General features: G+C 34.5%; 12 protein-coding genes. 8 read left to right on the forward strand and 4 right to left on the reverse strand.

Going from position 1 to position 22185, the window contains the following annotated elements; all coding sequences use genetic code 11:
• Positions 1-171 precede the first annotated feature (171 nt).
• The 4 genes from rpoB (at position 172) to ACNQGJ_RS05245 (ending at position 9626) form a co-directional block, all read left to right on the forward strand.
• Positions 172-3984 carry a DNA-directed RNA polymerase subunit beta gene (rpoB, locus tag ACNQGJ_RS05230; RefSeq protein WP_282710498.1) on the forward strand — a complete coding sequence of 1271 codons (3813 nt, stop codon included), beginning with the start codon at positions 172-174 and terminating at the stop codon, positions 3982-3984.
• Positions 3985-4291: 307 nt separating this feature from the next.
• Positions 4292-8608 carry a DNA-directed RNA polymerase subunit beta' gene (gene rpoC / locus ACNQGJ_RS05235; protein ID WP_417969404.1) on the forward strand — a complete coding sequence of 1439 codons (4317 nt, stop codon included), beginning with the start codon at positions 4292-4294 and terminating at the stop codon, positions 8606-8608.
• A 3-nt stretch (positions 8609-8611) separates the two neighbouring features.
• Positions 8612-8923: a DUF3467 domain-containing protein gene (locus ACNQGJ_RS05240; RefSeq protein WP_073354716.1), complete on the forward strand. Its 312-nt coding sequence runs from the start codon at positions 8612-8614 to the stop codon at positions 8921-8923.
• Between the two features lie 343 nt (positions 8924-9266).
• Positions 9267-9626: a hypothetical protein gene (locus ACNQGJ_RS05245; protein WP_417969402.1), complete on the forward strand. Its 360-nt coding sequence runs from the start codon at positions 9267-9269 to the stop codon at positions 9624-9626.
• A gap of 83 nt (positions 9627-9709) precedes the next feature.
• Here ACNQGJ_RS05245 and ACNQGJ_RS05250 read toward each other — a convergent pair whose 3' ends face one another.
• Together ACNQGJ_RS05250 and ACNQGJ_RS05255 are read right to left on the reverse strand one after the other, a co-directional pair.
• Positions 9710-11299: a peptide chain release factor 3 gene (locus ACNQGJ_RS05250; RefSeq protein WP_417971336.1), complete on the reverse strand. Its 1590-nt coding sequence runs from the start codon at positions 11297-11299 to the stop codon at positions 9710-9712.
• A 188-nt stretch (positions 11300-11487) separates the two neighbouring features.
• Positions 11488-12930 (reverse strand): alpha-amylase, encoded by a 1443-nt coding sequence (locus tag ACNQGJ_RS05255; protein WP_417969400.1) that lies wholly within the window; start codon positions 12928-12930, stop codon positions 11488-11490.
• 766 nt (positions 12931-13696) lie between these two features.
• On the opposite strand from ACNQGJ_RS05255, the gene ACNQGJ_RS05260 reads away from it, so the two are divergent.
• The 4 genes from ACNQGJ_RS05260 (at position 13697) to ACNQGJ_RS05275 (ending at position 20953) form a co-directional block, all read left to right on the forward strand.
• Positions 13697-15127, forward strand: coding sequence for a peptidylprolyl isomerase (locus ACNQGJ_RS05260; RefSeq protein ID WP_417969398.1), 1431 nt, complete (start codon positions 13697-13699; stop codon positions 15125-15127).
• Positions 15128-15243: 116 nt separating this feature from the next.
• Positions 15244-16197, forward strand: coding sequence for an AAA family ATPase (locus tag ACNQGJ_RS05265; protein ID WP_417969396.1), 954 nt, complete (start codon positions 15244-15246; stop codon positions 16195-16197).
• Positions 16198-16469: 272 nt separating this feature from the next.
• On the forward strand, positions 16470-18737 hold the full coding sequence (locus ACNQGJ_RS05270; protein WP_417969394.1) for an aconitate hydratase: 2268 nt from the start codon (positions 16470-16472) through the stop codon (positions 18735-18737).
• A 716-nt stretch (positions 18738-19453) separates the two neighbouring features.
• Positions 19454-20953, forward strand: coding sequence for a LysM peptidoglycan-binding domain-containing protein (locus tag ACNQGJ_RS05275; protein WP_417969392.1), 1500 nt, complete (start codon positions 19454-19456; stop codon positions 20951-20953).
• Between the two features lie 59 nt (positions 20954-21012).
• Here the strand turns inward: ACNQGJ_RS05275 and ACNQGJ_RS05280 are convergent, their stop codons facing one another.
• Together ACNQGJ_RS05280 and ACNQGJ_RS05285 are read right to left on the reverse strand one after the other, a co-directional pair.
• The gene (locus ACNQGJ_RS05280) at positions 21013-21522 is read right to left on the reverse strand and encodes a pyridoxamine 5'-phosphate oxidase family protein (RefSeq protein ID WP_417969390.1); all 510 of its coding nucleotides are present in this window, start codon (positions 21520-21522) and stop codon (positions 21013-21015) included.
• 197 nt (positions 21523-21719) lie between these two features.
• Positions 21720-22175, reverse strand: a complete 456-nt coding sequence (locus ACNQGJ_RS05285; protein ID WP_417969388.1) for a VOC family protein — start codon at positions 22173-22175, stop codon at positions 21720-21722.
• Positions 22176-22185: the final 10 nt, after the last annotated feature.

Consider the following 22185-nt stretch of genomic DNA (forward strand, 5'->3'; position numbering starts at 1 on the left):
TCTTTTAAAACAAATTCATTTTACCCATTACGAGGAAAAAAAATTAACAGATAATAAGAAAGTAGTTATCTTAGATTGGTTTTTAAAGATGTAATGGTTGTAAAAGAAAAGTATAAATAGTTCAATATTTGTACAAAAAAATTACTTTTTTAATCAAAATTTTGTCCATTGATGATAACAAATCAGACTGAAAGATTGAATTTTGCCTCAACAAAAAATATTCCTGATTATCCAGATTTTCTAGATGTTCAGGTTAAATCGTTCAAAGATTTTTTTCAATTAGAAACTAAATCTGACGAAAGAGGTGACGAAGGGCTTTACAATACCTTCATGGAAAATTTCCCAATTACTGATACAAGAAATAACTTTGTATTGGAATTCCTTGATTATTTTGTAGATCCACCACGTTATACAATTCAAGAATGTATAGAAAGAGGTCTTACCTATAGTGTGCCTTTAAAAGCAAGGTTAAAACTATATTGTACAGATCCAGAACATGAAGATTTTGAAACTATTGTTCAAGATGTTTATCTTGGTACAATTCCTTACATGACACCGAGCGGTACCTTTGTTATTAATGGTGCTGAGCGTGTAGTTGTTTCTCAATTACACAGATCTCCTGGTGTTTTCTTTGGTCAATCATTCCATGCAAATGGAACAAAATTGTATTCTGCCAGAGTAATTCCTTTTAAAGGTTCTTGGATAGAATTCTCTACAGATATAAACAGCGTAATGTATGCTTATATTGACAGAAAGAAAAAATTACCTGTAACTACTTTATTCCGTGCAATTGGATTCGAAAGAGACAAGGATATCCTAGAGATTTTCGATCTTGCAGAGGAAATTAAAGTTTCTAAAACAGGACTTAAAAAATATATCGGTAGAAAATTAGCTGCTCGTGTATTAAATACATGGCATGAAGATTTTGTAGATGAAGATACTGGTGAAGTAGTTTCTATCGAACGTAACGAAATAATCCTTGATAGAGATACCATTATCGATAAAGATAATGTAGAAGAAATCATTGATTCTAACGTTAAATCTATTTTGCTTCATAAGGAAGATGCTAATCAAGGTGATTATGCGATCATCCATAACACGTTGCAAAAAGATCCAACAAACTCTGAAAAAGAGGCTGTTGAACACATCTATAGACAATTGCGTAATGCTGAACCGCCTGATGAAGAAACGGCTCGTGGTATTATCGATAAATTATTTTTCTCTGATCAACGTTACAACTTAGGTGAAGTAGGTCGTTATAGAATAAATAAAAAATTAGGGTTGGATACTCCAATGGAAAAGCAAGTCTTGACCAAAGAAGATATCATAACTATCGTGAAATATTTGATTGAATTGATCAACTCTAAAGCAGAGATTGATGATATTGATCACTTATCAAACCGTCGTGTTAGAACAGTTGGAGAACAATTGTCTCAACAATTCGGTGTTGGTTTAGCGCGTATGGCTAGAACTATTCGTGAGAGAATGAACGTTAGAGATAACGAGGTGTTTACACCAATAGATTTGATTAATGCTAAAACATTATCATCTGTTATCAATTCTTTCTTTGGAACGAACCAGTTGTCTCAGTTTATGGATCAAACGAATCCACTTGCCGAGATTACGCACAAGAGAAGATTATCTGCACTAGGACCAGGTGGACTTTCGAGAGAAAGAGCAGGTTTTGAGGTACGTGACGTTCACTATACGCATTACGGACGTTTATGTCCAATTGAGACTCCAGAGGGACCAAACATTGGTTTGATTTCATCTCTTGGTGTTTATGCCAAAGTAAACGGAATGGGTTTCATCGAAACACCGTACCGTAAAGTAACTAACGGAACTGTAGATTTAGTATCTACTCCGGTTTACTTAAGCGCAGAAGAAGAAGAAGGAATGATGATTGCTCAGGCAAACATTCAAATGGATGCTACCGGAAAAATTACTGCCGAAGACGTAATTGCACGTCAAGAAGGTGATTTCCCAGTAATTGAACCAACAAAAGTAGATTATACTGATGTTGCTCCAAATCAAATTGCTTCTATTTCAGCGTCTTTGATTCCTTTCTTAGAACATGATGATGCGAATAGAGCCTTGATGGGATCTAACATGATGCGTCAGGCCGTACCATTAATTCGTCCTGAAGCTCCAATTGTTGGAACTGGTTTAGAGCGTCAAGTAGCTTCTGATTCAAGAGTATTAATTAATGCTGAAGGAGATGGAGTTATAGAGTATGTAGATGCAAATATCATAACTATCAAATACGACCGTTCTGAGGAAGAAAGAATGGTGAGTTTTGAGCCAGATGAAAAAACATACAATCTAATTAAATTTAGAAAAACCAATCAAGGTACAAGTATCAACCTTAAACCTATCGTAAGAAAAGGGGATAGAGTGGTTCCTGGACAAGTATTATCTGAAGGATATGCGACTCAAAATGGTGAATTAGCTTTAGGTCGTAACCTTAAAGTTGCCTTTATGCCATGGAAAGGGTACAACTTCGAGGATGCGATTGTTATTTCTGAAAAAGTAGTTCGTGACGATATTTTTACCTCTATTCACGTGGATGATTATTCATTAGAAGTTAGAGATACTAAATTAGGTAACGAAGAATTGACGAACGATATACCGAACGTTTCTGAAGAAGCTACTAAAGATTTAGATGAAAATGGTATGATTAGAATTGGTGCCGAGGTTAAGCCTGGTGACATTCTTATCGGAAAAATTACTCCAAAAGGGGAATCAGATCCTACTCCGGAAGAGAAATTGCTTCGTGCAATCTTCGGGGACAAAGCAGGTGATGTAAAAGACGCTTCATTAAAAGCCTCTCCTTCTTTACATGGTGTTGTTTTAGACAAAAAATTGTTCGCAAGAGCAGTAAAAGATAAACGTAAACGTACTCAAGATAAAGATGCTTTAGGAGCACTTGAAATGGAGTTTGAAGTTAAATTTGTTGAATTAAAAGACAAATTAGTCGAAAAACTTTTCTTGATCGTAAACGGAAAAACATCTCAAGGGGTAATGAATGATTTGGGTGAAGAAGTTTTACCAAAAGGTAAAAAATACACGCAAAAAATGCTTTATGCTGTTGAAGATTTTGCTCACTTAAGTAAAGGTCAATGGGTTGCTGATGATGCAACTAATAAAATGGTGAATGATCTAATTCATAACTATAAAATTAAATTGAACGATTTACAAGGTGCTTTACGTAGAGAGAAATTCACTATCACTGTTGGAGATGAATTGCCAGCAGGAATCTTGAAATTAGCGAAAGTATATATTGCCAAAAAACGTAAGTTGAAAGTTGGGGATAAAATGGCGGGACGTCACGGTAACAAAGGTATTGTTGCCCGTATCGTTCGTCATGAAGATATGCCTTTCCTTGAAGACGGAACTCCAGTTGATATTGTGTTGAACCCATTAGGTGTACCTTCACGTATGAACATTGGTCAAATTTATGAAACGGTTCTTGGTTGGGCGGGACAAAACTTGGGTAGAAAATTTGCTACACCAATTTTTGACGGAGCAACTTTAGATCAAATCAATGAATTGACTGATGAAGCTGGAATACCACGTTTTGGACATACACATTTATATGATGGTGGTACAGGAGAACGTTTCCATCAAGCAGCAACAGTAGGAGTTATATACATGTTGAAACTTGGACACATGGTTGACGATAAAATGCACGCACGTTCTATAGGTCCATACTCGTTGATTACGCAACAACCACTTGGAGGTAAAGCTCAATTTGGAGGGCAACGTTTTGGAGAGATGGAGGTTTGGGCACTTGAAGCTTATGGAGCATCAAGTACTCTTAGAGAAATCTTGACTGTGAAGTCTGATGATGTTATCGGTAGAGCTAAAACTTACGAAGCAATCGTTAAGGGTGAATCTATGCCAGAACCAGGATTACCAGAATCATTCAATGTATTAATGCATGAATTGAAAGGTCTTGGACTTGACATTCGATTAGAAGAATAGAAAAAAGTTTGCAGTATTCAGTTTTCAGGTAGCGAGACCTGAAAACTGATTACTCATTTATAAGAGTTTTTAGGATTTAGACCCGTAAACCGTTCCGATTTTTTATTAAAACCTCATAGGTTTTGTAATTAGCACTTCAAAAATTTTTTTATTTGAAGTTTAGAGAAGTAATTCGAGGTAGTGTTTAAGTCGAAAGTTTCAAAGTCCAAAGTCTAAAGTCATTCGTGACTTTAAAAACTTTATGACATTTGACTTTAGACTAAAATAAAATCAATTTTTAATTGCAAATAAATCAATAGTAAAAACTATGATGAATAATAGAAATAATAATAATAATAAAGATAAAAACCCTGTAAAAAGGTTTAATAAAATCTCCATAGGACTTGCTTCTCCTGAATCGATCTTGAAAGAATCAAGAGGTGAAGTATTGAAACCTGAAACTATCAACTATAGAACGCACAAACCTGAGCGTGATGGTCTTTTCTGTGAACGTATTTTCGGACCAGTAAAAGATTTTGAATGTGCTTGTGGTAAGTATAAAAGAATACGTTACAAAGGAATCATCTGTGACCGTTGTGGTGTAGAAGTAACGGAGAAAAAAGTACGTAGAGACAGAGTAGGTCACATCAATCTTGTTGTGCCAATTGCTCATATCTGGTATTTCCGTTCTCTTCCAAATAAAATCGGTTATATCCTTGGACTTCCATCTAAGAAATTAGATATGATTATTTACTACGAAAGATACGTAGTGATCCAAGCAGGTATCGCTAAAAATGCAGAAGGGGAATCTGTACAAAGATTAGACTTTTTGACAGAAGAAGAATATTTAAATATTTTAGACACGCTTCCTGCTGACAATCAGTATCTTGATGATTTTGATCCAAATAAATTTGTTGCCAAAATGGGAGCAGAATGTATTATGGATTTATTGGCAAGAATTGATTTAGATCAACTGTCGTACCAATTGAGACATAATGCTAACAATGAAACGTCTAAACAACGTAAAACTGAAGCATTAAAAAGATTACAAGTTGTAGAATCTTTCCGTGAGTCTAACTTGAATCGTGAGAATCGTCCAGAATGGATGATTATGAAAGTGGTACCGGTCATTCCACCAGAATTACGTCCGCTTGTGCCACTTGATGGAGGTCGTTTTGCAACTTCTGATTTAAATGATTTATACCGTCGTGTAATTATACGTAACAACCGTTTGAAAAGATTAATGGAGATTAAAGCTCCAGAAGTTATCTTAAGAAACGAAAAACGTATGTTGCAGGAATCTGTAGATTCACTTTTCGATAATACGCGTAAAGCATCTGCAGTAAAAACAGAATCTAACAGACCTTTAAAATCATTATCTGATTCCCTTAAAGGTAAACAAGGACGTTTCCGTCAAAATTTACTTGGAAAACGTGTGGATTATTCTGCTCGTTCGGTAATTGTTGTTGGACCTGAATTGAAATTGTCTGAATGTGGTATCCCAAAAGATATGGCAGCTGAATTGTACAAACCTTTCGTTATCCGTAAATTGATAGAAAGAGGTATTGTGAAAACGGTTAAATCAGCTAAAAAAATAATAGATAAGAAAGAGCCTGTAGTTTGGGATATCCTTGAAAATGTTATCAAAGGTCACCCAATATTACTGAATCGTGCTCCTACTTTGCACAGATTAGGTATTCAAGCATTCCAACCAAAATTAATTGAAGGAAAAGCAATCCAATTGCACCCTTTAGTTTGTACGGCATTTAATGCGGATTTTGATGGGGATCAAATGGCAGTTCACTTGCCATTAGGACCTGAGGCTATTTTAGAAGCGCAACTATTAATGTTGGGTTCTCACAATATCTTGAATCCTGCAAATGGTGCTCCAATTACGGTACCTTCTCAGGATATGGTTTTGGGTCTATATTATATGACCAAAGAACGTTTATCTACTCCAGAGCTTAAAATTTTAGGTGAAGGAATCACTTTTTATTCTGCCGAAGAAGTAAATATTGCTTTGAACGAAGGCAGATTAGAATTGAATGCTGCTGTGAAAATTAGAGCCAAACATTTTAATGAAGCCGGTGACTTAGTTTACCAAATTATTAAAACAACTGCGGGTCGTGTATTATTTAATGAAGTAGTACCGGAAGCAGCTGGATATATCAATGATGTATTGACTAAGAAAAACCTTAGAGACATTATTGGGCATGTTTTAAGTTCAACTGATGTACCTACAACAGCGGCCTTCTTGGATAATATGAAAGATATGGGATACAAATTTGCCTTCAAAGGTGGTTTGTCATTCTCTCTCGGAGATATTAGAATTCCAGATCAAAAACCTAAATTAATTGCAGACGCCAGAGAACAAGTTCAAGGTATCTCAGTTAATTACAATATGGGTCTTATTACCAATAACGAACGTTACAACCAAGTTATTGATGTATGGACTTCAGCAAATGCTCAATTGACAGAGTTAGCAATGAAAAACATTAGAGAAGACCAACAAGGTTTCAACTCAGTGTACATGATGCTTGATTCTGGAGCAAGGGGTTCCAAAGAACAAATTCGTCAGTTAACTGGTATGCGTGGTTTGATGGCTAAGCCTAAAAAATCTACTGCTGGTGGTGGTGAAATTATTGAAAACCCGATTCTTTCTAACTTTAAAGAAGGTCTTTCTATCCTTGAGTACTTTATTTCTACTCACGGTGCACGTAAAGGTCTTGCAGATACAGCATTGAAAACTGCGGATGCAGGATATTTAACGAGAAGATTGCACGATGTTTCTCAAGATGTTATTGTTAACATTGAAGATTGTGGTACACTTAGAGGTGTTGAAGTTTCAGCATTGAAGAAAAATGAAGAAATTGTTGAATCATTAGGAGAAAGAATTTTAGGACGTGTTGTTTTACAAGACGTAATTAATCCTTTAAACAATGAAGTTTTAATTCAAGGTGGACAACAAATCACAGAAGTTATAATGAAGGCAATTGACGCTTCTCCAATCGAGAAAGTAGAAGTTCGTTCACCATTAACTTGTGAAGCGTTAAAAGGTATTTGTGCAAAATGTTACGGTAGAAATTTAGCTACGGGTAAAATGACACAAAGAGGAGAAGCAGTTGGTGTTATTGCAGCACAATCTATTGGAGAACCTGGTACACAGTTGACATTACGTACATTCCACGTTGGTGGGGTTGCAGGTGGTATTTCTGAAGAATCAAGCATCGTTACCAAATTTAATGGTAAACTTGAAATCGAAGATCTAAAAACGGTTAAAGGTGAAGATAGCGAAGGCAATGCAGTTGATATCGTTGTATCTCGTTCTACGGAATTGAAATTAATTGACGAAAGAACAGGTATCTTATTAAGTACCAATAATATTCCTTACGGTTCAAGTATCTTCGTAAAAGATGGTCAATCTGTTGCTAAAGGAGATGTGATTTGTAAATGGGATCCATATAATGGAGTTATCGTTTCTGAATTTACCGGTAAAATTGCTTACGAAGAATTAGAGCAAGGTCAATCATTCATGGTTGAAATTGATGAGCAAACGGGTTTCCAAGAAAAAGTAATTTCTGAATCTAGAGCTAAAAAATTAATTCCAACTTTATTGGTTTACGGTAAAGACAATGAATTGATTCGTTCTTATAACTTACCAGTTGGAGCCCACTTGATGGTTGAAAACGGTGAGAAAATTAAAGCAGGTAAAGTATTGGTGAAAATTCCACGTCGTTCTTCTAAATCAGGAGATATTACAGGAGGTTTACCTAGAATTACAGAGTTGTTAGAAGCTCGTAATCCTTCAAACCCAGCTGTTGTTTCTGAAATCGATGGTGTTGTTTCTTTTGGGAAAATTAAAAGAGGTAACCGTGAGATTGTTATCGAATCTAAATTTGGTGACATTAGAAAATACTTGGTTAAATTATCAAGTCAAATACTAGTTCAAGAAAATGACTTTGTAAGAGCAGGGGTGCCTCTATCTGATGGTGCAATTACTCCAGACGATATTTTACGAATCCAAGGGCCAGCAGCTGTTCAACAGTATCTGGTTAATGAAATTCAAGAAGTATACCGTTTACAAGGGGTGAAAATTAACGACAAACACTTTGAAGTAGTAATACGTCAAATGATGCGTAAAGTAAGAGTACAAGATCCGGGTGATACTTTATTCTTAGAAGATCAATTGATTCACACTAAGGATTTTATCGTTCAAAATGATAAATTATATGGTATGAAAGTAGTTGAAGATGCTGGAGATTCTAGTGCTTTAAAAGAAGGTCAAATTATTACGCCTCGTGAGTTGCGTGATGAAAACTCTTTATTGAAACGCACAGATAAAAATCTTGTTGTAGCTCGTGATGTTGTTACCGCAACAGCAACACCAGTTTTACAAGGTATTACTAGAGCATCGCTTCAAACTAAATCGTTTATTTCTGCTGCATCTTTCCAAGAAACTACTAAGGTACTGAACGAAGCTGCTGTTGCAGGTAAAATCGATTACTTAGAAGGATTGAAAGAAAATGTAATTGTAGGACATAGAATCCCTGCCGGTACAGGTATGAGAGAATATGATCATACAATTGTAGGTTCAAAAGAAGATTATAACGATATGATGGCTAACAAAGAAGAATATATTTATTAAAATATGAGTAATTCTAATCAACAACAAGAGCAAATAAATATTGAGCTAGATGAAAAAATTGCGGAAGGAATTTATTCCAACTTAGCAATAATAAATCACTCCTCGTCAGAGTTTGTTTTAGATTTTGTAAGCATCATGCCTGGTATTCCTAAAGCTAAAGTGAAGTCAAGAATTGTTTTGACACCACAACACGCTAAAAGATTATTGAAGGCAATAGGAGAAAACATTCACCGTTTTGAAGTCGCTCATGGCGAAATTAAAGACACTGAACAAGCTCCAATACCGCTTAATTTTGGTCCAGCAGGACAAGCATAATACTTTAAAGGCTCCAGAAATGGAGCCTTTTTTATTTATAGCCAATTTTACAGCCTCTTATGAATTACTATTCACTTTTTAATTTTAAGATGTCTCTCAGGACCGCTTCTTTATTTTTCTATCATGGTTCTTGAAATTTTGAATTTTAGAAAAAAAATCAAGCAATACTGCTATTTGATAAATTGAAATTATGAAACTATTAAATTCATGCCTTTACGAAATGTTTGTGTTTTAACGATTATTAATGCGCTTCATCGGAAATATTTTTTGCTGGTATGTAAATGGTATATTTTCGTTCTCGAGATAGTGAAGCAAACTCTATCGATCATAAAAACGAATTGTTATGAAATATATTTCTTTTAAAGCTGGCAGCAAAGGGTTTTCTAATCTCTTATTAATGTTTGTTTTTACAGTACTGTTTAATGCATCTGTATTTGGCCAATCTGCTCAAAAGTTAGTGCATGTTAACAATGTAAAAGTCTATAGCAATTCAAAAAAAGAAAAGGTTGCTATAAATTCTTCTTCAAATAGTTTAAACTTCATAATGTGGTTTATGGGGACAAAGCAAGGTCAAAAAGATGTAATTTTTAAAGAAAGTACAAATCCTAAAATTCAAGTTATAACTTCTGGTTCGGCGCCAAACCGATTGTTAATTAAAGCTTTTTTAAAGAAAGCGGTAGATTCTGACAGTATGATTGCTTAAGATTATATTTATTTTAACGATAAACAAAAAAAACGCTAATTATTAAATTAGCGTTTTTTTTGTGATTTTTTAAAATATCTGTTTTATTCAAATTCAGAAGTAAAATATAATTTCACATTCGGATATTTATTTTGTGTCATTTGAATTGTAAAATCAGAATCGGCTAAAAAGACTAATTGCCCGTACTTATCATGCGCTAAGAATTTTTGTTTGATTCTTCTAAATTCTTTAAATTCTTCACTTTTTAGATCGTTTGGTTTTACCCAACAGGCTTTGTGAACTGGGAAGTTTTCGTAGGTACATTTGGCGCCATATTCATGTTCTAAACGATATTGAATCACCTCATATTGAAGTGCTCCAACTGTTCCAATGATTTTTCTGTTGTTCATTTCCAAAGTGAATAATTGCGCAACACCTTCGTCCATCAACTGATCAATTCCTTTGTCCAGTTGTTTGGCCTTCATGGGATCAGCATTATTTATGTATCTAAAATGTTCCGGAGAGAAACTTGGAATTCCTTTGAAACTCATGATTTCACCTTCTGTCAACGTATCTCCAATTTTGAAATTTCCAGTGTCGTGTAAACCTACTATATCGCCGGGATAAGAGATATCTACGATTTCTTTCTTTTCAGCAAAGAAAGCATTTGGACTGGAGAATTTTAAATTCTTTTTTTGGCGAACGTGATAATACGGTTTGTTTCTTTCAAACGTACCAGAAACAATTTTTATAAAAGCCAGACGGTCTCTGTGTTTTGGATCCATATTGGCGTGGATTTTAAAAACAAATCCAGTCATTTTGTCTTCTTTCGGATCAACTAATCGTGTTTCGGAGTCTTTTGGTCGTGGCGAAGGAGCAATTTGTACAAAACAGTCCAACAGTTCTCGTACGCCAAAATTATTTAAAGCTGAACCAAAAAAGACAGGTTGTAATTTTCCGTCCAAATAATCCTGACGATCAAATTTTGGATATACTTCGTCGATTAATTCTAATTCTTCCCGTAAAGTTGCTGCTGGTTTTTGACCAATTATTTTCTCTAATTCTGAATTTTTAACGTCGGAGAAAGCAATTGTTTCTTCAATATTTTTTCGGCTATCTCCACTAAATAAATTGATGTTTTGTTCCCATAAATTATAAATTCCTTGAAAATCATAACCCATTCCTATCGGGAAGCTTAATGGCGTAACGGTTAAACCCAGTTTTTGTTCCACTTCATCCATCAAGTCAAAAGCGTCTTTTCCTTCTCGGTCTAATTTATTAATAAATACGATAATTGGAATTTTTCGCATTCTGCAAACGGCTACTAATTTCTCCGTTTGTTCCTCAACTCCTTTGGCAACGTCAATTACAACAATTACGCTGTCAACTGCGGTTAAAGTTCTAAAAGTATCCTCGGCAAAATCCTTGTGTCCAGGGGTATCGAGAATGTTTATTTTTTTGTCATTATAATTAAATGCTAATACCGAAGTAGAAACTGAAATTCCTCTCTGGCGTTCAATTTCCATAAAATCACTCGTAGCACCTTTTTTAATTTTATTATTCTTTACGGCACCAGCTTCTTGTATAGCACCACCAAATAGGAGGAGTTTCTCAGTAAGTGTTGTTTTTCCGGCATCAGGATGTGAGATTATCCCGAAAGTTCTTCTGCGTTGTATTTCTTCTAAAAAGCCCATATTTATATAAATAGTTTGCAAAAGTACTATTTATAAATGCCAATAAAAAAAATTGTATACTCTAAATGGAGTCGTTGAATTTTGAAGCTGCGATTTTTGTGGTTTTCAATCAATAGTAGAATGCAAAGATTTAAGACCTTATTGAATTAAAGGCTGCCTTTTCAGACAGCCTTTAAGAAATTTGGGTGTTACATATTGATTGACCAAACTGAATATCCATTTGGTGGACACTGAATTTTTACCCATTTATCACCTTGGGTTGTTGGTAACCAGGTTGAATTTCCTGTGAAATCTTTAATTTGTGCATTAACCCAATTCGTCGGGATCCATCTTTCTTGCCAAGTTGATGAGTTGTTTATGTAAACCACTAAACCAGGATTTCCGTTATAACCATTTCTTCGGGCAATATATTCATCAGTATCGGTGTATAAAATAGAAGTAGTTCCTGTTCCTTTATTGTTATGAATCCAAATAAGATTGTCCATTTTGGTTTTATTCAGCCATTCTTCATAATCTCTGTAGAAAATAGTCGGATATCCTTCGTGCGTTAAAATATAAGCATAAGCTAACTCTTTTTTCGAAATTTCATCCGTATCATGATTGGAAACAAAAGTAACCGCTTTGTACGGATTTCTTTTCCACATCATGTCATCATTCAAAAGATTTAGATTATTTCCGTCAAATGCATCGTTCATTTTATAATAACAGGCAAAATCAAAAACAGAACTATTGGCATTGTTAGCCCAATCGTTAAGGATGTTTACGTTAGAATCCCATAATTCACCAACGGAAAAGCCACCAACGTTTGCATTCCAGTCTTTGACAACCCAAGGAGCAAAACCTTTCACGTAATCAAATCTCCAGCCATCAAACTTCATAGTATTTTTATAATATTTACCTACTCCGTCTGTTCTTTTCCAAAGCCAGTCTTGTACATTTGGAACCACATGAGCTAAGTCAGGAAAACCGCCAAATGCACCTTCGTCATTATTTCCGTATGAATTTTTATAAAAATCAGCACTGGTTCTAGGGAATTTGCCCGAAGCGACACCCGTAAAGTTAGTGTACGTTTGCGTTCCTGTAAAAGGATTGTTTTCTAACTGCCCGCCACTATTATGATTTAATACCATATCAGCATATACTTGCATATTCTCGGCATGCACTTTTGTTATCAGACTTTCTAATTCTGTGCGCGAACCAAATCTGGTTTCTACAGTACCATTTTGATTGTAATTTCCAAAATCGAAATAATCTGTGGGATCATATCCCATAGAAAATGGTCCGTTTTGTGCTTTTGATACTGGTGGAAGCCAGACGGAACCAATGCCTGCATTTGACCAAGCAGTTATTTTAGTGTTAACGGTATTCCACCAGTTTCCTCCAGCAGGAACGTCCCAATAGAAAGCTTGCATCATAACGCCACCGCCGGGATTTGCAACATACCTTCCAGTGGTGGAATTAGTAGATTTTCCAGTACTGAACGGATGTCCGTCGTGATGTGTAACGTTGATCACTTTAAACTGTGAAACTGCAGCAGCTGAATCGGATACCAGATCGTCATTCGAATTACACGAATACAGGCCAACTAATAGGGCTGATAATAAATAGGTTTTAAAATTTTGTTTTTTCATAAAAGCAATAAATTAGGTTAAGTAATAGATTTTGGGTTAACAATTTAATAATAGAATGCAATAGGATTTGGAGAAATTTAATTTTTATTTATCGGTTTTTTTCCAAGATTAGAAATCGATCCTCATTTATTTAAAAAGAATAAATAGTTATAAATTTATTTTAAGTTCCATATTTTAATAAGAATCACGTGAAGCTAATTTATAAAAATTCTTACATGAGGAGCTTGAGAATTTTATTTAATTTATTACGAAAACGTTATAGTGTTCACAACTTTTTGAACAGAATATTTTAAATGACTGATTTAAACACAGATTCCGTACTTTTTATCCTTTACGGATGGATTTTTAATTATAGCTCCATTTGTGACCAATAAAACATTGGCAAGAGAAAAACGTACCTTAAAAAAAAACAGGATGTTTGAAAAACGAAAATGGAGAGATACTGCTACAATTGAATATGCTACACTGAATATTTTAATTTTTTCCCACTTTTAATGAATCGTTTCTTTATGATTTAGAAGCTATAGATCTCAATAAATAAGTGCGTTAATAATTTTTTGTTAATAGTAGGTAGGAAACTTGTATTATGTAATTGAATTGTTATTTTTGTTCGTTTTAAATTTAAAGAATAGTAAGAAATTGTAATATAAATTCAGTTCGCTTCTTGATTCTTAAAGTGTATATTTGCCAAAATTATTCTGGACTTTAGAAATAGGTTTAAAGACAGTGAAATAAGGATGTTTTATTTTAAATAGAAATTATAATAATGCCAATAAATAAATTACAAATGAAATTCATTAATAATAAAATTGCACTTACTTTTTTCCTTTTGCTTTTTACAAGCGTTATAACAAGTGCGCAAGAAATTATTAAGGACTCAGTGGTTGCTCCGATTACAAAAATCCAGTCAACTGGAAAACAAAAAATTGATGGTGTCATTGCTACGGTAGGGGATTATATTATACTGGATTCCGATATCGATAAGTCGTATCTAGAAATTTCTTCTGGAGGAGGTTCTGTAAAAGACATTACAAGATGTCAAATGCTTGGAAAATTATTGGAAGATAAATTATATGCCCATCAAGCCATTCAAGATAGTATTGTAGTTACTGATGCTGAAGTTAAAGGTATGATGGAAGATCGATTGAACTATATGATTGAGCAAATAGGATCTTTGGAAAAAGTGGTGAAATATTATAAAAAGGATTCTGAAGAAGAGTTTAGAACATATTTCTCCGATATTTTGAAAGAAGGTAAGTTGAGTTTAGAAATGCAAAAGAAAATTGTTGATGGTGTAGAAATTACTCCGGAAGAAGTTCGTAATTATTTCAAAACAATACCTACAGCAGATCTTCCTTTTTTTGGTGTGGAGTTGGAAGTATCGCAAATTGTCATTACTCCTAAAGTTTCGGATGCCGACAAACAAAAAGTAATAGATAAACTGAATGTTTTTAAAAAGGAAATAGAAGAAGGTTCGAGTTTTTCTACTAAAGCAGTTTTGTATACCCAGGATACCGCCTCAAGGTCAAATGGAGGTTTCTACAAAATGAATCGCAAAACACCTTTTGTAAAGGAATTTAAAGATGTAGCTTTCAGTCTTGCAGAGGGAGAAATTTCGGCGCCATTTGAAACAATTTTTGGTTATCATATCATTTATGTAGAAAAAATTAAAGGACAAGAAATAGAATTACGCCATATATTATTGACACCCAAGGTAACTGAAGAAGCTTTAAACGAAGCCAAAGAAAAAATCACTTTGATTAAAAAAAGAATCGAAGATAAAGAAATTACTTTTGCGGATGCAGCAAGAACATTATCTGATGAGAAAGAAACTAGAGCCAATGGTGGCGCTTTGATTAATCCAAAAACACAAGATACTCGTTTTGAGTTGACAAAAATGGATCCTAGCTTTTACACGCAAGTTTCTAATTTAAAAGAGGATGAAGTTTCTGCTCCATTATTAGAACAAGGTGAAGAGGGAAAGAAAACCTTCAAGTTAATTACCGTTACGAATAGAATAGGGGAACATACGGCGGATTATTCTAAGGATTACATCAAGATAAAAGACTTGGCTTTAAAAAGCAAACAAATCTCTACTATTGGGAAATGGTTTGATGAAAAGATTAAAGAAACGTACATTAAAATCATTGGAGAATATAGAGATTGTGATTTTACAAACAATTGGCTTAAAAAATAGTATCCTCACATTTACCCAATTGGAATTAGGGATAAAAAATTTTCAATAAATAAATAAAAAGAGTTAGTTTTATGATTTCATAATGCTAACTCTTTTTAATTTTAAATACTTATCACATGTCAGACGTAGCAGCAATACACAACTTAGTTCAAAAAAGGAATGAGTTAAAAAAAGAGATAGCAAAAATCATTGTTGGCCAAAATGATGTGGTAGATCAAATTTTGCTTTGTATATTTTCTGGAGGTCATGCATTATTAGTTGGAGTTCCTGGACTGGCCAAAACATTGATGGTAAATACGCTCGCCCAAGCATTGGGACTTGATTTTAAAAGAATTCAGTTTACTCCCGATTTGATGCCTTCAGATATACTTGGAAGCGAAATCCTGGATGAAAACCGTCATTTTAAATTTATAAAAGGGCCTATTTTTTCGAATATTATTCTGGCAGATGAGATCAACAGAACCCCTCCAAAAACGCAGGCAGCTTTGCTGGAAGCGATGCAGGAACGTTCCGTTACGATTGCTGGTGAAAACTATAAATTAGATTTACCTTATTTTGTTTTGGCAACTCAAAATCCTATTGAGCAGGAAGGAACATATCCTTTGCCCGAAGCGCAATTAGACCGTTTTATGTTTGCCATAAAACTGGAATATCCTTCTTTTTCAGAAGAAGTGCAAGTTGTCAAACAAACAACTTCTGATATAAAAAATACTGTAAACCCTTTATTTACTGCACAAGAAATAATTGATTTTCAGCAATTAGTCCGTAGAATACCTGTTGCTGATAATGTAATTGAATATGCAGTGACATTGGTTAGTAAGACAAGGCCTGATAATCCGTTGTCCAATGAGTTTGTGAAAAATTATTTGGATTGGGGAGCTGGACCAAGAGCATCGCAAAATTTAATTTTAGCCGCCAAAGCCAATGCTGCTTTTAATGGGAAATTTTCTCCGGATATTGAAGATGTAAAAGCCGTGGCCACCGGGATTTTGCGTCATAGAATTATTAAAAATTACAAAGCGGATGCTGAAGGAATTACCGAAGAAATGATAATTGCGAAATTAATTTAATTGAAAAGACTAATTTAGAAAGGTTCTTCGTTGAAATTAGCATGTTTTATGGTCGTGTTTCAAATGTAAAATTTCGACTTTGTCAAAAAAAAGATCTTATTTTGTTAATTACAGTGTTTTTTGTTAAAAAAATATGATTTCTTTAGTTATACTCAATGTAATTAATTTTTTAGTAATAATAATTTTTAAAAAACCTACTTCCGTTAAATTTTTTTAATTCCATCTTTAATTCTTAAATTTGCACTACAATTAACAAACAATTCCTATATATTATGGCTTTTGATATTGAAATGATTAAAAAAGTGTATGACAACATGACTACTCGTGTTGATAAAGCACGTGAGATAGTTGGTCGCCCACTTACTTTGACAGAGAAAATTTTGTACAATCACCTTTGGGACGGAACTCCAGCTGTAGCCTTTACAAGAGGTGCTGACTATGTTGATTTTGCTCCAGACAGAGTTGCTTGTCAAGACGCAACAGCTCAAATGGCATTGTTGCAATTTATGCATGCAGGTAAATCTAAAGTAGCTGTTCCAACAACAGTACACTGTGATCACTTGATTCAAGCGAAAGTTAATGCTGTAACTGATTTGGCCAGAGCAAAAACACAAAGTAATGAAGTATTTGAATTTCTTTCTTCGGTTTCTAATAAATACGGAATTGGTTTTTGGAAACCTGGAGCAGGGATTATTCACCAAGTAGTTCTGGAAAATTATGCTTTCCCAGGCGGAATGATGATTGGTACTGATTCTCACACTGTAAATGCAGGTGGTTTAGGAATGGTAGCAATTGGTGTTGGTGGTGCTGATGCTGTTGATGTTATGTCAGGAATGGCTTGGGAATTAAAATTCCCTAAATTAATTGGGATAAAATTGACGGGAAAACTTTCCGGTTGGACAGCTCCAAAAGACGTTATCCTTAAAGTAGCAGGAATTCTTACTGTAAAAGGGGGAACAGGTGCGATCGTTGAATATTTTGGTGAAGGTGCGACTTCTATGTCGTGTACTGGAAAAGGAACTATCTGTAATATGGGTGCCGAAATTGGTGCTACTACATCTACTTTTGGTTATGATGATTCAATGGGACGGTATTTACGTTCAACAAATAGAGCTGATGTTGCTGATGCAGCGGATAAAATTGCTCCATATTTAACTGGTGATGCTGAAGTTTATGCAAATCCAGAATTGTATTTTGACCAAGTAATCGAAATCAACTTAGACGAATTAGAGCCACATTTAAACGGTCCTTATACTCCGGATTTAGCGACGCCAATTTCTAAAATGAAAGAGGAAGCAATCAAAAACAACTGGCCTTTAAAAATTGAAGTAGCTTTGATTGGTTCTTGTACGAACTCTTCTTACGAAGATATTGCTCGCGCAGCATCGTTGGCAAAACAAGTTACTGATAAAAACTTAAAAATAAAATCTCAATTTACCATTACTCCAGGTTCTGAAGTAGTGCGTTATACAATAGAACGTGACGGATTTATCGATATTTTTGATAAAATGGGCGCTACTGTTTTTGCAAATGCTTGCGGACCATGTATCGGAATGTGGGACAGAGAAGGAGCTGAAAAAGAAGAACGCAACACAATCGTTCACTCTTTCAACCGTAATTTCTCAAAACGTGCCGATGGAAATCCAAACACTTTGGCTTTTGTAGGTTCACCGGAATTAGTAACCGCTTTAGCAATTGCTGGAGATTTAGGTTTCAATCCATTGACTGATACTTTAATCAATGAAGATGGAGAGGAAGTGAAATTAGACGCCCCAACAGGTAACGAATTGCCTCCAAAAGGTTTTGATGCTGAAGACCCAGGTTTTCAAGCGCCAGCCGAAGATGGTTCAGGTGTTCAAATCGCAGTAAGCGAAACGTCAGAAAGATTACAATTATTAGCTCCGTTCTTACCTTGGGATGGGAAAAACATCACAGGTGCTAAATTGCTTATCAAAGCTTTCGGAAAATGTACGACAGATCACATCTCTATGGCTGGACCGTGGTTGCGTTTCCGTGGGCATTTAGATAATATTTCTAATAATATGTTGATTGGTGCAATCAATGCATTTAACGAAAAACCAAATGCTGTTAAAAATCAATTGACCGGTACTTATGATGCAGTTCCTGCTGTAGCACGTGCTTACAAAGCAGCTGGCGTTCCTTCAATTGTTGTAGGAGATCATAACTATGGTGAAGGATCTTCTCGTGAACATGCAGCTATGGAGCCTCGTTTCTTAGGTGTGAAAGCAGTATTAGTGAAATCATTTGCTCGTATCCACGAAACAAACCTTAAAAAACAAGGTCTTTTAGGATTGACATTTGCTACCGAAGCGGATTACGATAAAATTCAAGAAGATGATACTATCAACTTCACCGATTTAGTCGATTTTGCTCCAGGAAAACCGTTAACGCTGGAATTCGTTCACGCGGACGGAACTAAAGATGTCATCTTGGCAAACCATACCTATAACGAAGGACAAATTGGTTGGTTCGTTGCAGGTTCAGCATTAAACTTAATTGCTGCTGCTGGAAAAGCATAAGCATTTGAATAATTTTATATGCAAAACTCCTAAGGAAACTTAGGAGTTTTTTTTGATTCATTCTTAATTTATTTTTGAAGCTATTTCCTGCTGACCGTTTCAAGCTTTTTTGCGGAATTGCTTTTTTCCAAGATAAAAAAGGAGCTTCTTTTAGTCGCTCTTTTTTATCAGGAAAATTAGCAATTCCGCTTCAAAAGGCTTTCCACTCACATCAGGGCTATAAATCAGCAACCCAAGTTTCAAAACCTATTTCGTGAATTGGAACAAATTTTTTTAAAAAAAAGAGAAGAATTTTAAAGTAAAAACTAGAACAAAATTTAATAAACCAGGCGGAATTTGACTTTTTGAACGTTAAAATGTAAAAAAGCTTCCTGTTTTTTGATTAAAACGTTTATATTAGCTCTTTTGAAAAATTAAATTTTAAAAGGAGTTTTTCTGATTAATTCTAGAATCATTCTTTTTACAATTTATTGTTTAAGCGCAGCAATACAATAGGATTGTACGGCGTTACTATTTCAGCTGCTTTTGCATTTGAAATAAAAAATCAACGAGCATTTAAAAAGATCATCTTAAGTCTCTTTTTTTAAAATAGAAACTGTTTTTTTGCATTTTTTAAATAGAAAAATAAAAAAGCAAGCTGTAGCGAAATTTAATAATTATATCCCGAAATCGCTGCATACAATAAATAGGGGGTAAGTAATTTGAAATAATTGAATATGAGTTTAAGATTAATTGTTACATTGTTTTTATTGAATAATTTTGTTCTTTTTTCGCAGGAACATACTACAAAACATACCGTAGTAAAAGGAGAAACAATTTCTAGCATCGCTGAAAAATACGATGTCAAACAAAGTTCTATTTTTAAATTAAATCCAAACGCAAAAAATCTCTTAAAACTCAATTCCATTTTATTAATTCCTGTAACAGTTACAAAAAATACAATTATTAAATCCAATGTTGCAGTACAGTACCCCGCAAAAGAACACGAAGTACTTTCCAAAGAAACACTTTACGGAATTGCGAAACAATACGGAATCTCTCTTAAAGAATTAAATGAACTCAATCCCATATTAGGATCTACAGGATTGAAAATAGGTCAAAAAATTAGAGTTCCAGCAAACCCATCTTCAACTGAAGTAGCTGTCGCCTCTCGAGTAATAAAGGTTTCTCAAAAACCACATTTAGTAGCTACTTCCCAAGTAATCGAAACTAAAAAATCCATAATAGAACAGACCACAATAGAAGTATTGCCAAAAGAATCAAAATATTCTATCGCAAGAAAATACGGTACCACAGTTAAAGAATTAGACATAGCCAATCCAACTTTAGGAACTAAAGCACTTAGAATAGGTCAAAAAATAATTATTCCTGGAAATGCAATTCCAGTAAATGAAGTCGCAGCTGTTACGCAAGAAAACAAAGATTTACCAATCGAAGAAGCTGTTGAGAGTGCAGAATCCCTTCCATTGACACCCAAAATAGCAGCGGCGGTAGTTTCTAAAGCAATAATCGATTTACCAAAATCAGATGTTGCAATTGTTGTTCAACCAAAGCAAATGGTAAGCGCAGCTTCAGAGGTTATTGTTCGTGAAGTGTTGCCTAAAGAAACGAAATATGGTATCGCTAAACAATACGGAATTACAGTTGAAGAATTAGAAAAACAAAATCCAGAAGTCAAAAAGCGACTTCGTGTAGGGAACAAATTGAACATCCGTGCGAATACGGTACAGGTAGAAAATAATGTTGTTGTTAGCGCTGAAAGCGATAATGCTACAAGTATTGAAAACACTAAAATTGATTTTAATAAGACATTAAAGCCTACTTTTAGTCATGATTTTCTAGACCAATTGATAGAACACGCATCAGAAAACATAGGAACCAGATACCGAACTGGAGGAACTTCAAAAGCAGGATTTGACTGTTCCGGTTTAATGTGTAATACTTTTGAGGCATTTGACATAAAATTGCCAAGAACCTCGAGAGCACAAGCAGGGATGGGAACTAAAATAAATACTGAAGAAGCACAAAAAGGGGATTTAATATTCTTTAAAACTAATGGCAGAAGCCAAATTAACCATGTCGGTATGGTAGTCGAAGTCTGTGAAGGAGAAATAAAATTCATTCACTCTTCATCGAGTAATGGAGTTATAATTTCTTCAATGAAAGAAAAATACTACGAGAATAATTTCTCTCAAATAAATAGAGTTTTGCAGTAATAGAGGCAAAACATTTTATTTAAAAGGACGCGATATCTATTAAGGTTTTTACTGCTTTTTTAAATCGTGATTTCTCCTTCATTGCCGCTAAGTAAATTTGTACCTGTTACAACGGATGCAGCCATTTTTAGAAAATTTATCATTTTATTACCATCAGTATCCCAATAGTAAGCACTGGATGGTATTACTTTAATAAGAGAAACATTGGGATCCGACTTGCCTTCTTTGAACCATATATTTACGACCGGAGTCCATAATTTTTCAATCATCTCACGATCTGTAGTGATTTCTGCCTCTCCATTAACGACCATATAACTCCCAATTCCTGAATGTGCAAAAAATAATTGTACAGCGGTGTTTTGTTCTATTTCTTTATTTTTGTCACTATCTTTTTCACTAAAAAACCAAATATTTCCTTCTTCGGACACTTTTACCGCAGCCATTGGTCGGGTTGTGGCGCCATCATTCGTTTTCAGATTGGTACAAAAAAGGCAGGTGTTTATTTCGTCAACCAGAGTTTTAAGTTTTTCAATTCCTTCACTGGTATGTTTGCTTGTTATATCACTCATGATCGTAAATTTTATTTGTATAAAAAGAGCTGTACATTTATTTTTACAAAGTTGAGCAATAAATAAGAAGTAGACATTACACAATTTAGCATAAATGTTTCAATTTTCACACATTTGATAATGAGATGGTTACTATTTTTTTTACGTAATATCTACTGTATATTCCTGATGCTGGGGTGAAAGTATTAATCGTACTCTTACAGTTCTAAACTATTTATCTCAATCCAATATCCATCTGGATCCTGTATGTATATTTGTTTGATTCCGTCTGCTCTAACGGTTATCGTATTCAGTTTTCCCGGCCAGTCTGAATACGTAATGTGTAACGCTTTAAGTGCTTCAATAAGTGCATCAAAATTAGCGGACTTAAACGCAAGATGTACCGCTTTGTTAATCGTAACAGGGCCTTTAATAGTGGATACTAAATGTAATTCTTTGCCTTCGCCCAATGAGACCCAGCGAATGCCTTCTTTTCTTGTCAGATTGGTAATTTCAGTAAGATTCAAAACATTTGTATAGAAATCAACGGAACGATCCAAGTCTTTTACTGAAAGTGCCATGTGATCTAACTTCAAAGCAAAGGGATTGGTGTTTTGGGCACAAAGTGTTCCAGCGAATACAAATACAATTAGGAATGCGATTATTTTTTTCATGGGTAGTTTG

Origin of the sequence: Flavobacterium cryophilum (genome assembly GCF_048286555.1) — a bacterium.
GTDB lineage: Bacteria > Bacteroidota > Bacteroidia > Flavobacteriales > Flavobacteriaceae > Flavobacterium.